Below are 15,683 nucleotides of genomic sequence, written 5' to 3'. Positions count from 1 at the left end.
AAGAGTTTTGCTCCTGAAGTATCCCCAGAAGTTGTGTAGGTAAAACAATAATTCAGGCGCGGGAGGGAACATTCATGGCAGTCCCTGATCTGATCCTTCGCCAAAAATCACAAACCATGAATAACCGCCATGAAAGCTCAAGCTATGCTCGCCGATTTTCTCGACCTTGTCACCCCAAAAAATTTCCATAAACATCTTTTAAACTCGCTGACGGCATCGCTGCAGAGTTTACTCACCAACGGCCAGTGCACTGTCACTGCGATTGGTCGCGGCATTGATAGTGACGCCTCAGAGCGACATTGCATTAAACGGGCAGACCGTCTGCTCAGCCACACCACAATGCAACAGGCAGTGCCAGAGTTTTACACAGCGATGACCGGCGCATTAGTGAAGGGAAAACAACCACTTATCCTGGTCGACTGGAGTAACGCCGACAAAGAACGCCGCCATTTTATCCTGCGCGCCAGCCTGGCTGTTGAAGGCCGGGCCATGACGCTGTTGCAGATGGTCACGACCGAATCCGATTACAACTGTCCGCATCTGCATAAGGCATTTTTAGCGAGATTGAAGGCGATGCTGCCCAAGCGCTGCTGGCCGGTCATCGTCACCGATGCAGGCTTCAAAGTGCCGTGGTTTAAGGAAGTGAGTGCCTTAGGCTGGCATTTTATTGGTCGGGTGCGCGGTCAGGTATCGCTCAGATTACCGGGCCAGAGTGAATTTATCAGCGTGGCGAAGGTGTATAAAAAGGCCCGGCAGCAGCCGATGGTTCTCGGCGAGATTGCGCTTGGTCAATCTCAGCAATATGCCTGTCGCGCCGTGCTTGCCGGTAAAGGCTGGAAACTGAAAAAAAGCGACAAGCATCTGCCGTTTAAAGAGCCGTGGCTGCTGGTATCTAACCTGGCGTATTGCTTCAATTATGCAAAGAAAATCAACAAGCTTTATGCTGCAAGGATGCAAATTGAAGAAGCATTCCGCGATCAGAAAAGCCAGACGTACGGCCTTGGCAGCAACGCGCATCGGACAAAGAAAAAAGGCCGGTTAGAAGTGTTATTGCTGCTGGCTGCGCTGGCAAATTGGTTGCATTACATGCTTGGGTTGGCAGCAGAACTCGCCGGCAAGCATCGGTCGTTCCAGGCGAATTCGCTGAAACATCGCAGAGTGTTGTCGTTCAATTATCTGGGTAAACGGTTGTGCCGATTAGCCAGAGTCGGTATCAGCGGTGAGGAAATCCAGGCGGCAGTCAGGCAACTGCTTGAATGGGCGGGTCTTTTTGATTGGACCAATGTCAGGAAAGTGAGCGGATGATATGGTTAGGTTATTTCTGGGGATCCGTCAGGTTTTGCTCTCTATGGTATTCAATTTTTTTCATTAAATTTTTTAAATCGATCACTATATGGATGTGAATAAACAAAAAAATACGCAACCCAGATAAGGGGCCAAATAGCCCCTCCATCAATCAATATTGAAGTAGTGCCTAATAACAAACCTAGTGCCGTACAGGAAAAATAAAAGAAATCAGTTTTATCAATATTATTCCGAATTTTCTGCATTAAGGTATCATACCTGAACAGCAAGAAAGAGATCATGTAAGCCAAGAATGCATAACCGATCACACCACTAAATAATATCATTGTTGGGATCATCATAATCGAGCAAAAATACATAAAATCTTTTACATGAAATTTCATTGTCCACACCTAATAGGGATACTGCAGTATTTATTTTGGTTAACTTCCATCTGATGTACCATATCACCCGTCTGAAACAGATAGCTATAGGCACTCATTACATGGTCCGCGCCATGTAGGAATATATCGTTGTGAAAGAAAGATGTTGCCCTCATACTAACTGCATCCACAACTAGCCAACCAACACCTTCAGAATTTCGATCGTATACAGACCACTTCGTAGCCGATAGAGAAAAAGAATATGCACTAAGTCTGAATGAGCCAGTAACTAAGGCACCAGCACCTGTCAATGTAATCCCCGTATTTAGGGCTAGAGGAATACAATCCATGCCGGCTATCACATTACATCCGTGAGTATTGCTAGCCATTTCATCCAGCCAATATTCACGCCACGTCCGCTTCACATCTTTCAATATTTGCTTATAGTTAACTTTACTCATCTGATTGAATAAGTACTGATAAGCCGCAGTCCTAGCACCATTAGCAAACTTACCACCCGCAATAACCGAAGCTGTGCCGCCAATCACCATTTGTGTGATGGTGCCAGAAATCACGCCTTGATCAAAGTGAGCAGAGATAGGCGTCCCCAGCCCTTTAGTCACACCTGCACTAAAGAAGCCATGGCCAAATTTGCCACCGCCAATACTCGACACAATGCCGCCAGTCACCGCATGAGCCGCGATCTGACCCGCGATTTGCCCTCCGGTTAAAAGATTGCCACCGAAGGATGTCAATTGGCTAAAGTCAGCACCATTCTCTAACGCATCTAAGAAATTTTGGTCTCCGACATCACCATAATACTCGCCAATTTTTCCAAATGCATAGGCAGCAGCACCTGCAGCAGCTGCAGCTCTGAGTGCACCTGTTCTGCTCATACCATGAGCACGGCTGAATTCATAAGTTGCAGCTGCAGCACAAGCGCCCGCCCATTGGCCACAAAATTTGGCTCCTAAACTAATCATAAAATTCCCAACATTCTGTGGGATCAGTTTGAGAACAGAACGAACAGCACTCTTTAACAAACCTGCAATAAAATACCCACTCGGATCCGTATAACTCATCGGATTATTCTGTACATAAGCATACCGGTTATAACTCTGCAAATTGCCCGGCTCCTGAATAAACGGATCTGCCTGCATAAACCGGCCTAAGGTCGGGTTGTAGGTTCTGCCGCCCATGTGAATAACTTCAAAGTCGTTGACCATTTCATGGCCGGTATAGCCTTTGCTTTGCGCCGGGCTGCTGTAACTCAGGATGCTGTTATTGACCAGGAATTGCTTGCCCCAGGGGTCATACATCAGCTGCTGCACTGTGGTGCCAGCCGCATTGGTGATAGCTGTGGTGCTGCCTTGCTGGTCTTTGTGCAGATAAAAGGTATCGGTGGTACTGTTCGACCTTTTGGTCACCACGGCGTCGCCGACATAATATTTATGTTCGGTGATACCGGTTGGCAGCGTCACCTGCTCGTAGATACCGTCCAGCATCAGCGTGGTCGTCGTATTGCCGCCGCGTTCGTCAGTCAGCAGATAAGTTGGCCTGGTGGTACCACTGCCGTCATAACTAACGGGTTGTCGCTACCAATGCCATGCACGTAGCGCTCAAGCATCGTGCCTGCGGCGTTATATTCCGCTACTAACTCAAAGCGGCTGTTGCCAAACGCCAACAAATCCATCATCGGCAACCGCGGAGTGAGCGGTTAAGAGTGAGCGCGGGAGGCGCGAACGGGCGAACGCAGTGGTGGCGATGGTGGATTTGCCACGATACATCTGCTTCATGCTTTTAGCGGTCTACAAACACCGCCAAAATCGAATAACTACAACTGGCACAAAGTGGCCTTAAAGCAACGCCGTGAATATCTAATCCCCCCAACAATAAACAGCAAAACGCCGGCAGTTGCCGGCGTTTTTTATCGTTTAAACAACGAATTACTTCAAATCATACCGATCTGCATTCATCACTTTGACCCAGGCTTTGACGAAGTCGTGTACGAACTTCTGCTGACCGTCGTCCTGCGCATAAACTTCGGCGTAAGCGCGCAGTACTGAGTTAGAACCAAACACCAGGTCCACCCGGGTTGCGGTCCATTTCACCTGACCATCTTTTCTGCTGACGATTTCATATTTGTTTTTGCCCACCGGTTTCCAGCTGTACGCCATGTCAGTCAGATTGACGAAGAAATCGTTGCTCAAAACACCAACCCGATCAGTGAACACGCCGTGCGTGCTGCCGCCAAAGTTAGTGCCCAGCACGCGCATACCGCCGACTAAAACCGTCATTTCGTGGGCGGTTAAGCCCATCAGCTGGGCGCGGTCCAGCATCAATTCTTCCGGCGCGGCCGCATAATCTTTTTTCAGGAAATTTCGGAAAGCATCATGCAGCGGCTCCAGTACAGCAAAAGATTCAACATCAGTTTGCGCCTGCGTTGCATCACCGCGACCTGGTGCAAAAGGCACAACGATATCAACGCCAGCCGCTTTGGCCGCCTGTTCAACCGCGGCAGTGCCGCCTAACACAATCAGATCAGCCAGACTGATTTTTTGCGTCAGGCTTTGCTGTAACGAACTCAGCGCGGCCAGTACTTTTTCTAACCGCGCCGGCTCATTACCTTCCCAGTCTTTTTGCGGCGCCAGCCGAATGCGTGCACCGTTGGCACCACCGCGATAATCCGAGCCACGGAAAGTGCGGGCACTGTCCCATGCCGTACTGATCAGTTCCGCCGGACTTAAACCACAAGTCAGAATTCTGGCTTTGAGCTGGGCGATCTCCGCATCGGTCAGGCGATAATCGACCGTTGGGATCGGGTCTTGCCAAATCAAGTCTTCTGCTGGCACATCCGGGCCTAAATAGCGGCTTTTTGGCCCCAGGTCGCGGTGCGTTAATTTAAACCAGGCGCGGGCAAACACGTCGGCAAAATAAGCAGGATCTGCATAAAACTTCTCGGCAATTTGGCGATAGACCGGGTCCATTTTCAGCGCCATGTCAGCGTCGGTCATGATCGGATTACGCCGAATAGTCGGGTCTTCCACATCGACCGGTTTATCTTCTTCTTTGATATTGACCGGCTCCCACTGCCAGGCGCCGGCCGGGCTTTTGGTCAGAGCCCAGTCGTAAGTAAACAGCAGATAAAAATAGCCGTTGTCCCACTGCGTTGGATTGGTAGTCCAGGCCCCTTCAATGCCGCTGGTGACCGTGTCGCGACCAATGCCACGGCCGGATTTGTTCAGCCAGCCAAAGCCCTGCGCTTCCAGATCTTCGCCTTCCGGCGCCGCGCCTAAATGTTCAGCTTTGCCATTGCCATGCGCTTTACCGACGGTGTGACCACCGGCCGTTAATGCAGCGGTTTCTTCATCATCCATCGCCATCCGGGCAAAAGTGACGCGCATATCCTGCGCCGTTTTTAATGGATCCGGGTTACCGTCCACGCCTTCCGGGTTGACATAAATCAGCCCCATCATTACCGCGGCCAATGGGTTTTCTAAATCACGCTCACCGCTATAGCGACTACCTTCGCCACCGGACGCCTGCAGCCATTGTTTTTCTGAACCCCAATAAATGTCTTTTTCCGGATGCCAGATATCTTCGCGGCCGCCAGCAAAACCAAAAGTTTTCAGGCCCATCGATTCATAAGCCATATTACCGGCCAGGATCATTAAATCGGCCCAGGATAATTTATTGCCGTATTTGCGTTTAACCGGCCACAACAAACGCCGCGCTTTGTCGAGATTGCCGTTGTCCGGCCAGCTGTTCAGCGGCGCAAACCGCTGACTGCCAGTGCCACCGCCGCCACGGCCGTCAGCGATACGGTAAGTCCCGGCCGAGTGCCAGGCCAGCCGGATCATCAGGCCACCATAATGGCCCCAGTCGGCCGGCCACCAGTCCTGTGAGTCGGTCATCAATGTTTTTAAATCGGTTTTGACGGCTTCCAGATCCAGCGTTTTAAAGGCTTCGGCATAGTTAAAACCGGGGGCCATCGGATTGGTTTTGCTGTCGTGTTGGTGCAGGATGTCGAGGTTCAGCGCGTTTGGCCACCAGTTCATCGTCGCATTGGCAGCATTGGTATTGGCGCCGTGCATCACAGGGCATTTGCCACCGGTTGATTTGTTTGTATCCATCTGAGGGTTCCTTTTTCCTGGTTCAATTCGCGGGTTAAATTCAGCAGCAGCGCACTGCTCCATCTGAGTTGGATTAAAGGTAGACCTGAAATGCGATTTAGGAAACTGACTTAAATCAGTCACCTTCATCATATTTTTTGATTAGAAAGCAGATTTGGGGTTATTTTTAGCAAAAATAGTCGCCACAGGGCCGAGTCGCTTGGGTCTGCCCATTCGCTTGATTTTACCTGCGTGTGGCTGGTCCAGGCAGAATCCCACTGGCCACACACCGGTAATTGTTGTTACTTCGCAATCACGGTCAGAGTGTCCACCACATCAACGCCCTGCAACTGCCCTAACCACTGATCAAACCAAGGTTTGTGTGACACACCGACCACAGACAGCACCCGTGCACCGGGCTGTTCGCGAAATGTCTCGGCGATATTGGCAACCATGCGTAAATTACGGATATCCCAGCCGCTGACCCAGATTTGCGGGTAACCGCTGCTGGATTTTGCCCTGAGCGCGGCACTGACATTGACCTCCGCCAGCACCTGCAGATGCGCCGGCTGATTGATATAACGATACAGCGGCAACAGATCGGCCTGCTGTTGTAAGGACGCAACCTGCTTTTCGCGTGCATCCAGCGCTACTTTACCGGCGCCCCAGGCCGCCATCACCTCACGGCCAAAGGCGTCGCGATCGGTATAGCTGATGTTGTCGCCGGTATGATTGTCGGTGGAATACACCCGCTGATGACCAAGCCGGGCCGCCAGCCGCGCCGCCAACTGGTAATTTTCGTTATTGCGTTTGCTGATCGTCTGCAGCAGCTCCACTAAGGTCTGATCCAGACCATCTGCGGCGCGTTGTTCAGACTTCGGCAACTGCAACCACTGCACATAGGCTGACGCCCGATCATTGGCGGCCAGCATAGTCGCCGCTAATTGCCGGCGCTGTGCGGCAGTCGGCGTTGCCGGCAAGGTGCTGAGCAGTGACGTCAGTCGCGCCATAGCAGATGGTACATCAAGGCCGGTCGCAGTCTGCGCCACCTGGGTACTGGCGCAATAATCCTGACCATATTTGGCCGCATGGCGCAGCGCCAAATCACATTCTTCGCCGGATAAGGCTTCAATCGTAATGATGTCGGGTTTAAAAGCAGCCAGTCTGGCTAACAGCGGATCCAGTTTAGTTTCATCAAAACCGGCCGGCAGTTCACTCAGATGCACAGTGCCAAGCACCAGAATTTGCGTGCGCGTGCCGGTCATGTCGCGATCCAGCTGTGCCAGATCCGGTATGGTGGCGGCAGTTGCCAGTGGCAAGCAGCAAGCGGTCAATAAGGTACAAATGGCAGAATAAAAATGAAATGGATATGCTTTCATCGGAGTCTCCCTGAGATATGGTTCAGGCAGAGTCGGCAGCAAGCGCACAATGGTTGTAATCCGTGCCAGAATAATTCGCCGGGCACGGCTATCGCCCAGGCTCGTAACTATCCGATCGCGGTAACTGTGCATCCAAATCATCCCAGTTGGCCTTTGACGACACAAAGTTGTGCGAGATCGGTCGTTCCACGATATCAGTGTCAAGAATACCCAGCCGTAAGCGCAATTTTTCCGGCACTGCAGCATTGCTGCTGAAGATCGGCGAGGCGCAGATCCGGCAAAAGTGCCGGCGTTTTCCCAGCGCCGACTCGTAAGCACCAAGCTGGTCCTGGCCGCTGATGATGCGTAAATCTGCGGTGGCGACGAAACCATTGGTCGCATAAGCAGTGCCACTGCTTTTGCGGCATTTCGAGCAATGACAATGAATGATCGAAGTAATGGGCCCATGCACTTCCAGCATCACAGCACCACACAAACAGCTACCCTGATACATAAAATCTTCCGCCTGATAAATACAAAACAATGTCCGGTCCGCAGACTGGTTCTTACCGCTCATGTCGTGACTGCGGCAACCCACCCGCAGTTCAGGCGCTGCTGCCGAGTAACTGCCAGCGCTGCACAGTGCCAATAGCAAACAAACTACCGATGACCAGACAAATTAAAGAACTGACCCACCAGAAAGTCAGAGAATTTTCCGGAAACTTGGGCATCAGCCAAACAAATGCGGATCCACGCAATAAAAACACAGCGCTAATCAATACCAATGCAATTCTGGTCAGCGGCAATCCGGATAATACACCTGCGCCGGCCAGCGCATAAGCCGCCCAGATCAGCAGCACCGCGGTGATCCCGGCGGTGACCACAGTCGGATACCACAGCTTTTTTTCCGCCATTTGCGCCATCGCCTCACCGGCCCCAAAAAACCGGTACCAGTCAGCGCCAAACAGGATACAACCGGCATGCGCAAGCGCCGCCAGTACGCAACAGACTGCAGCTGCAATCAAGTAATTATTTTGTTCCAGTGCCATTGCCGATCCTTAAATGTGCTCTGACGTAAAATTTTTAGCTACTGCAGCATCGCTGACAGCAGCCCAGGTATTGCAGGATCATTCAGCGCCTGCCACACGCTTTTACCCGCTTAATAAGGTGTGCGCAGCACGCGCAACAAGGTTTGCATGCCAGCGACGTAATGCCCGATGCGCAGGTTTTCGTCAAAACTGTGCTGATTGTTGTCGGCGTTGACCAGCGGCAGAATGACAAAAGGCATCTGCAGCGCGCTGACCAGTTGTTCAGTTGGCAGACTGCCGCCCATCATCCGTATCCGCACCACTGAGTTGCTGTCTTGCAGCAGCACGGCATATACCCAGTTACCAAGTTGAGAATCCAGCGGTGTGCGCGCTGCATCGCCGCCGGCACCAGGGATCAATGACGCGATTTTGTTGTGCATGGCGCGCTCAGCGTCAGTTGGCTCACCTTTGGTTAAATACCAGCCCTGCGCTTTGATATGGCGCTGCAGCAATCCAGTCAGATAGGCAGAATCAGCCTCTGGCGTGGTGCGAAGGTCCAGCTCTGCCACCGCCAGATGCGGGATAATATTGGCGGCTTTGTCTCCGATAGCTGCGGATTGCATGCCGCGAATATTCAACGACGGATATTGCAGCGCTTCCTGATAATTTACGCCCACCGCATCAGGACGGGCGATGCCGGTCCGCTTTAACAGCGCCGCAGCATCATCCGGCACTGTGGCTAACGCCTCACGCTCAGTGGCCGACAGTTGCACTGTGTCGTAATAGCCAGGCACAGTTACGCGGCCAGCATCGTCTTTCATACTGGCCAATAACGTAGCCAGACGCTGCGCCGGATTCGGCACATAGTTGCCATAATGGCCGCTGTGCAGCGGCGCTTTCGGCCCATAGACCGTCAGCGCCAGGCTGGTGGCGCCTCTGTTGCCAAACACCAGCGTGGGTTGATTACTGGCGTGCTGCGGACCATCCAAAATCAATAAACCATCTGCTTTTAACAAAGCTGCGTTAGCCTTGGCGATGGCCTTAATCGTCGGTGAACCTTTTTCTTCTTCACTGTCGAGCAACACTTTGACGTGAAACGCCGGCGCCTGCCCTGCCGCTTTGAGTGCATCAAAGGCCGCCAGCAACATCATGATCGGGCCTTTATCATCTGCCGATGCGCGGGCAAACACCCGAAGTTCAGGGTCCAGCGGTTGGTGCTGGAGTACTTTAGGGTCAACCACCTGCCACTGGCCTTGCTGGTTGCGTTTTTTCACCACCGCCTGCCACGGACTGGTCTGCGCCCACTGCTCGGGCAACACCGGCTGGCCGTCCAGATGCATATAAAACAACAGCGTTTTTGCGTCAGGCGACTGGCTGCGATATTCAGCGTACAGCAGCGGTTTGCCGTTATTGGCCAGCTGTTGCGTGGTAAAACCACGGCGGTTAAACGCCTGCTGCAGGAAATCAGTATTTTTCTGAATATCGGCGGCGACCACGGCGTCATTTGGCAACGCCAGTAACTGAAAATACTCGGTAAAACTGGCTTGCGCCGCCGCCAGCACTTGCGCCTGTGACGGGACAGTTGTCGTGAAAACCTGGGGCAGGCTGGCTTGCGGAGAAAGCGGTGTTTGGGCAGGTACCATGCAACTACTGCATAACAATAGACTCGACAACACTGTCCGATTCAGGCGACCTTTGATTGTGAATGCACTCACTGGTTAGCTCCAGACTGAAAAAACTGCCGGTAAAACACAAGATATAACATCATCGTTCGCTCCTGTGTATCAGTCGCACATTGCTGCTGATCTGGTGCTTTAGGCGTTATGCCACGTGCATAACACTGCGGTGTAGTTTGCCGCGAATTTTTTCTATCCGGCGCCAGCTGCTTTCGTCATTCATCGTGATCCAGCGCCGTTCTTCGCTGCGATAGAACCAGTCCTTGTCGTGCTGATAAAACACCTGCAGGTTTTCGCCTTCGAGGATATTCAGAATTTCGTTGCCATGAGCGCGGAACTCGTCAAAATCCGTGGTCGCCTTTTGCCCCATTTCACTATAGAAACGATTCAGTTCAAGCAACAAGGAGTTAACTTCCCGACTTAATGGCACGGCTTTTAAGCCAATTTTCACTGCTTCATTCAGCAGGATTGGATAATTATGAGACGGATATTTTGAGTTCAGCACGGCCGCAATTTCATGCGCTTTGTTTTCGTCAGCGATATGGTAAGACAGCAATTCCCGGCACAACATCACAGACAATGACTCGGCACGGTCGACAGCCCCAATCACCAGGGGGTGCACATATGAAAACAGCGTTTTATAGGGATTGTCAGTCGAATCATGCTGCTCAGAACGCCAACGGTTAATCACCCGGTTCAGCTCATCCAAACTGACACTGACACGCTCATTATCCCGATCAACCGGCGATAAAGAATGATTCAGCGATGTATCCACAGCAGTAAGATATGCGGTTGGCCCCATTCTGATTTCATCAGCCCCCAGGGTGATCATGGTTGCGGCAGATGCGCATTCAAGTGGCACCAACACCACCAGCTTCTGGCAATATTGACGTAACAGATTGACAAATCGAAGAGAAACCCGGCCACTGCCGCCGTCAGACTTCAAAAATAAATAGAGCGTTTCATGGGTACCTACCCGCTCAAGAATTTCATTCAGTGCCACCACATCATTGGCGCAGACAGAACCCCGAGGGTTATTCCAATAAGTGAGCAGCGGTCCACCAAGCAGTTTGCTGAGTTGTGAGATCACAGCCTGAGTTTTGCTAAACAAGACCGGCGGTTGTTTTATTTTGCGATCCGTCTGAGTATTCTGTTGTTCCATATCCACTTGTCCCTTCAGTTCGTCATGCCTTTTTAGTTTCAACTCTTTTATGCCACATATTTATAACAAACCAAAGAGGGCTGATGAATTCAATCAGAAAAGTATCTGGGATTGAGTCTTTATCAGGCAAAAAGCCGGATATGTTTGGCCACTTTATTGCGTAGCAGACGCACCAACACAGGATCCATCCGATCGTAATTATCCGGAATATCCAAACACACCAGTTTTTTGCCTTTCAGCTGATCCCTAAATTTTTTGGCAACCTTATTTTTATGCGATTTTTCCATTACGAAAATCACATCAGCCCAACTTATCAAGTCACCACTAACCACGGTTTCAGCATCGGCGTTTGTGCCGGCGCCGATCGCATGAATGCCGTCATAAGCCGAAAATACTTCTTCCCCTGTTGGGCTGCGCAGACGATTTTCACTACAAACAAAAAGTAAGTTCATGTTTTTCAAATCCAGATGCAGGTTAGCTATTCATGTCTGTTTGGGCAGCGCCAATCCGTCAAAGATGCTTTACCTTGGCGTTATCATTCCCACCGGCTCGGATTTGGTCAAATCTATCCAAAATAGAACGCTGGAAAAGGTCGCCGATGAAACTAATCCCTTAGTAACTCACGAATTTCGACAGTTCCGCCCGCCTCGTAAATCGGGTTGCCGGACAGAAACTGCTGCGCCGCCAGCAAGTCTTCGGCGCGAACGCGGATAAATCCGGACAGTTGGTTCGCGCTGCCTGCTGCGGTGCCGCTTTTACGAAACGACTGTCCTGCACCAATGGAACTGCCGCCATCAAAGCAGCCACTTTGGTGTAAAAAAGCAAAATACTGTTGCCAGGCGGTATCGTCGGCGGCCGCGGCTTGATCGGTTGCATCGTTGTACATCAAGAACAGATAGTCCTGCATCACTGCATTCTCCTCGGTGGGCCCGCGTGGTCTGGCACAGCGGCAGTGTATCGAACTCAAACCAGCTGGAACATTCTGCAGGCATCCCGTCTCAAACGGTCGGTTCATCTGGCGGCGGCTCGCCCGCTTCCTGCTTGCGTTTGACCTGTTCCTGTTTGATGTGCTGTAGCTTTTTGACTTCTGCCGGCGGGATTGGCAACAACGAGATTAGCGGCAGCAATGCCAGCAAAAAATAGGCACCAGCCGGCCTGCGCTTCGCCCAGCGGATTAACTTTGCCATGGTACAGAACAACAACACAATCCCTGCGACCAGTGCGGCATAAAGAAATAAGACTGCCGGGGACATGACAGTTTGCAACAAATCCATCTGATGGCCTCATGTGACATCGGTATTGGAGGTATTGGGCGTGCAGGAACAGAACTCAAGGCAGAGCCTGATGCAAATCTCAGGCTCTGCGCACGGTGAATGAATTGGTAAAGGAATGGCGACCGTTACTGTTTCACGGCGCTCCAGTAGGATAAGCTGCTGACGCCTGCCTGTTCCAATAATTTCGGTGCTTGCTCTTGCAACTGCAGATACAAAGCCCGCGCAGGTGTCAGCTGTTGCTCCGCCAGGTAGGCCTGCAATAACGCCAGCTGATATTGTGGATGCTGAAAATGTTCGGCGATTTTTGCCATCAGCCGCAGTTCGGTACTTTTGTCGGCGGGCGATTGCGCCAGGCGATAACTGTACATGCCATACAAAGCCAGGTAGTTCAGATCATAAAGACCGGGCTGTTGCGCCAGCGCGATATCAAGATGAGCGACTCCGTTGCTGCGGGCGGTTGCCAGCAACGCCATAGTAGCTTCTTCCGGAAAAGGCGTACGGGTGCGGGGTGTTTGGCCCAGTTGCAGCGCTAATAAATCAGCAGCGGCAGGCACCGACATTGGGTTTTGCGCCGTGATCAACAGTTTGTCGTGCGCCACAAAGGGTAACATCGGCTGGTTGGCGACAAACAAGGCACCAAGTTCGCGTAAACGGGTTTCGAGGATGAACGGGAACTTATCCAGCAACTCAGCGCTAAAAGCCTGCTCTTCGCGCAGCGTAAAGCTGTTCATTTCTTTGCCTGCAACCCAATAACTGCCATCCGGATTTTTCAGATTAACCAACGCAGCTGGCCCATGACAAACCGCCGCAATCGTTTTTTTTTGCTGCACCATCGCCTGCAGGAACTGCTGTGTGCCAGCATCCACCGGCAAATCAAACATGGCGCCATCACCGCCAATAATAAATACCGCTGCATACTGAGTGGCAAGTTCAGCGGTTGGCGCTAAGGTCTGTTTCAGCTGCATGAGGGCTGGCGTCTGCTGCTTAAATTGCTGCATGTAGGGCAAATCGTCTTTGCGGTTGTGCACCGGTACTGCACCACCTTTGGGCGACAAGATATCCAGACTCAAACCGTTTTGTTGCAGCACCAGATACGCCTGGGCCAGCTCTTCCAAATCATAACTGATGGCTGGATCACCTTGCTTGCCATAACCGGAAATCAGCAAGGCCACCTTAGAGTTGCTGGCAGGTTGCGCCGCAGGCGGTTGTATTGCTTTGGCTGGCAGTTGTGTTGCTTTAGCTGGCGCCATGGCGAGCCCAACTATCAGGCCGAATATCATCAATGGTAACTTCATCTTTTACTCCTTAGTGTTGATTCAGGCTGAAGTTACCCTGGTGCTTGTCGTGCTTTTGTGAAGGGCTATTTTTGCAGGGGGGCAGAGAGTTGGTGAAAAACGGTTAGCGGTGTTTTTCGACAATCGCTCAGGCAAGGGTTGAAATTGCATCAAACCGGATGGTGATTTCGAATTTATGCGCATCGTTAGCAAGCTGCAATTGCCAATGTTGTACCTGACAAATGCGCTGGATCAGGCTCAGTCCCTGGCCTATCCCTGTGCTTGCCGCACTGCGTTGGCCACTTCGGAGTGGATCGCTTGGTAACGGCAAGCGAAAGCTGTTGCTGATCACTAACTGCGCAGCGCAGAGTTTAATGCCGACTTCGGGTTCTGACGCATACTGCAGCAAATTGGTCAGCAGGTTTTGCAGCAACATCTGGCACAGGCTGGGATTCGCGACAACCCAGACCGTTTCGGCCAACTGTATATCCAGCTGTAAGCGCTGGCCGGCAGCACTGTGATTTAAAGCGTAATGCTGAAGCAGAGTTTGCTCCAACAGCGCCGTCAGATTGAACTGCTGCTGCGGTACCGATTCCGCCCGTGCCAACGCCAATAAAGTTTCAGTGGTTTGTTCCAGCGTCAACACTGCTTGCGCAAAAGCCTGCCGCTCTGGTACAGATAGCGCAGTACCGAGAGTGGCACCATGAGTGACATCAGGCAGCAGATTTTTCAGCACGCTGAGCGGTGTGCGGATCTCATGGCTGATATCTTTGGTAAAGTGGCTTTCCCGCGCCAAGGCCTGCTGCAAAAATTTTTGGTTGTCGGCAATCGCCTGCGCCAGAGTACCGATTTCATTGTTTGGAAACAGGCTGGCAAATCCGGGCGCCAGCACCGGTAAGGCTGGATCCTGCACCGCTGCGGCCAAACGCAGCACCGGATCGGTGATCTGTCTGGCTAACAGCAGCGCGACCGGCAGCACGACCAGCAAACATAACAACAACAGTAACAGCAAAGCACTGGCCAACAGTGGCGATAACTCGCGGCTCACTTCAAAAGCGCCGACATCCGCCAGTAACACATAAGGTTGTCCACCCAACTGCAGCACTTGCAAATGTACTGTTTTGCCATCCTCCAACCGAAATTCTACCCGCATAGGTTCACGCAGGTAACTTTGATACAAAGTGTCGGGGAGTGCTTGCCAACCCTGATACAACTGCATAAAAGCCGGTCTTGGCGGGTTTACCATGCCGGATTGCTGATAATGTTGTTGCAGATACGCGGCTTCTTCGCTGACCAGCCGGTTGAAAATATTGTCTTCCACGACCCAGGCATACACCAGCACCAACAGGCTGTAGCCCAGCGTCAACAGCAACACCAGGCCGGTAACGAGCTTTAACACCGCCACACGAATAGAATGAGCCGTGCGGATTGGCCTAATGTCCGGCATCGGGCAACTCCAGCCGAAAGCCAATACCATGCACAGTTTTGAGTAAAGCGCTGGCAAAAGGTTTATCCAGCGCGTTACGCAAGGTGTAAATATGACTGCGCACGGCGTCACTTTCCGGTGCGTCATCGCCCCAGAGTTTGGCATTCAATTGACGTTTACTGACCGCATGCGGATAAGCTTCGGCCAGCAGTTGCAACAAGCTAAAGTCAGTGGCTGATAAGTTGAGCGGCACCCCGCCGCGACTGGCCTGCCGCGTTGCGCGGTCGATGGTTAAATCGCCCAACAACAGCGCAGAGCTTTGATGCAACCGATGGCGACGGCACAAAGCCAGCACGCGGAAATACACTTCTTCCAGCGCAAAAGGTTTGGTCAGGTAATCATCGGCGCCTACTTCAAAACCGCTGATTTTATCCTGCAGGCTATCGCGGGCCGTCAGCATCAACACCGGCGGGTTATAAGCGCTTTGTTTGAATTGCTGACACAGCACTAAACCATCGACATCCGGCAAGGTTAAGTCGAGGATCACCAAGTCAAACTGCTGCTGTTGCATCAGCAACTGCGCCAGCTGACCGGTGGCAGCGTAATCGGTGACCAAACCCTTCGCCTGCAAAAAGTCCAGCAGCTGCGTCGCCAGCACGGCATTGTCTTCCACCACTAAAATATGCAGTTTTTCGTTCATCGCCAT

Annotated in this window: 16 protein-coding genes; 1 reads left to right on the top strand and 15 read right to left on the bottom strand. The window is 51.8% G+C overall.

Features of this window, described 5'->3' with window-relative positions; all coding sequences use genetic code 11:
- Positions 1–129: 129 nt before the first annotated feature.
- Positions 130–1,305 carry an IS4 family transposase gene (locus ATY27_RS11545; protein ID WP_208930765.1) on the top strand — a complete coding sequence of 392 codons (1,176 nt, stop codon included), beginning with the start codon at positions 130–132 and terminating at the stop codon, positions 1,303–1,305.
- Between the two features lie 50 nt (positions 1,306–1,355).
- Here the strand turns inward: ATY27_RS11545 and ATY27_RS11540 are convergent, their stop codons facing one another.
- From ATY27_RS11540 to ATY27_RS11470, 15 genes are all read right to left on the bottom strand, one after another.
- Positions 1,356–1,688 carry a hypothetical protein gene (locus ATY27_RS11540; RefSeq protein ID WP_208930794.1) on the bottom strand — a complete coding sequence of 111 codons (333 nt, stop codon included), beginning with the start codon at positions 1,686–1,688 and terminating at the stop codon, positions 1,356–1,358.
- Entirely contained in the window at positions 1,685–3,172 is a 1,488-nt protein-coding gene (locus ATY27_RS11535) for an RHS repeat-associated core domain-containing protein (protein ID WP_208930793.1), read from the bottom strand. Before ATY27_RS11535 ends, ATY27_RS11540 begins: the two co-directional genes overlap by 4 nt.
- A 35-nt stretch (positions 3,173–3,207) precedes the next feature.
- Positions 3,208–3,363 (bottom strand): hypothetical protein, encoded by a 156-nt coding sequence (locus ATY27_RS11530; RefSeq protein WP_208930792.1) that lies wholly within the window; start codon positions 3,361–3,363, stop codon positions 3,208–3,210.
- A 250-nt stretch (positions 3,364–3,613) separates the two neighbouring features.
- Complete coding sequence (gene katG, locus ATY27_RS11525) at positions 3,614–5,800, bottom strand: catalase/peroxidase HPI (RefSeq protein ID WP_208930791.1); 2,187 nt, start codon at positions 5,798–5,800, stop codon at positions 3,614–3,616.
- Positions 5,801–6,081: 281 nt separating this feature from the next.
- A complete protein-coding gene (locus ATY27_RS11520) occupies positions 6,082–7,158 on the bottom strand; it encodes a DUF5694 domain-containing protein (protein ID WP_208930790.1) in 1,077 nt (358 codons plus the stop codon).
- An 88-nt stretch (positions 7,159–7,246) separates the two neighbouring features.
- Complete coding sequence (locus tag ATY27_RS11515) at positions 7,247–7,714, bottom strand: GFA family protein (protein ID WP_244151281.1); 468 nt, start codon at positions 7,712–7,714, stop codon at positions 7,247–7,249.
- A gap of 28 nt (positions 7,715–7,742) precedes the next feature.
- A complete protein-coding gene (locus ATY27_RS11510; protein WP_208930789.1) occupies positions 7,743–8,186 on the bottom strand; it encodes a hypothetical protein in 444 nt (147 codons plus the stop codon).
- Positions 8,187–8,296: 110 nt separating this feature from the next.
- On the bottom strand, positions 8,297–9,808 hold the full coding sequence (locus ATY27_RS11505) for a M20/M25/M40 family metallo-hydrolase (RefSeq protein WP_208930788.1): 1,512 nt from the start codon (positions 9,806–9,808) through the stop codon (positions 8,297–8,299).
- 178 nt (positions 9,809–9,986) lie between these two features.
- Entirely contained in the window at positions 9,987–11,003 is a 1,017-nt protein-coding gene (locus tag ATY27_RS11500) for a hypothetical protein (protein ID WP_208930787.1), read from the bottom strand.
- Between the two features lie 122 nt (positions 11,004–11,125).
- Entirely contained in the window at positions 11,126–11,455 is a 330-nt protein-coding gene (locus ATY27_RS11495) for a hypothetical protein (protein ID WP_208930786.1), read from the bottom strand.
- 152 nt (positions 11,456–11,607) lie between these two features.
- Complete coding sequence (locus ATY27_RS11490; RefSeq protein WP_208930785.1) at positions 11,608–11,910, bottom strand: YciI family protein; 303 nt, start codon at positions 11,908–11,910, stop codon at positions 11,608–11,610.
- Positions 11,911–12,001: 91 nt separating this feature from the next.
- On the bottom strand, positions 12,002–12,277 hold the full coding sequence (locus ATY27_RS11485) for a hypothetical protein (protein ID WP_208930784.1): 276 nt from the start codon (positions 12,275–12,277) through the stop codon (positions 12,002–12,004).
- Positions 12,278–12,402: 125 nt separating this feature from the next.
- Positions 12,403–13,572 carry a type 1 glutamine amidotransferase domain-containing protein gene (locus ATY27_RS11480; protein ID WP_208930783.1) on the bottom strand — a complete coding sequence of 390 codons (1,170 nt, stop codon included), beginning with the start codon at positions 13,570–13,572 and terminating at the stop codon, positions 12,403–12,405.
- A 127-nt stretch (positions 13,573–13,699) separates the two neighbouring features.
- Positions 13,700–14,998: a HAMP domain-containing histidine kinase gene (locus tag ATY27_RS11475; protein WP_208930782.1), complete on the bottom strand. Its 1,299-nt coding sequence runs from the start codon at positions 14,996–14,998 to the stop codon at positions 13,700–13,702.
- Positions 14,985–15,677 carry a response regulator transcription factor gene (locus tag ATY27_RS11470; RefSeq protein WP_244151280.1) on the bottom strand — a complete coding sequence of 231 codons (693 nt, stop codon included), beginning with the start codon at positions 15,675–15,677 and terminating at the stop codon, positions 14,985–14,987. The genes ATY27_RS11475 and ATY27_RS11470 overlap by 14 nt, the downstream gene beginning before the upstream one ends.
- Positions 15,678–15,683: the final 6 nt, after the last annotated feature.

The organism is Rheinheimera sp. F8, assembly GCF_001518915.1.
This window is presented reverse-complemented; position numbering and strand designations above follow the sequence as displayed.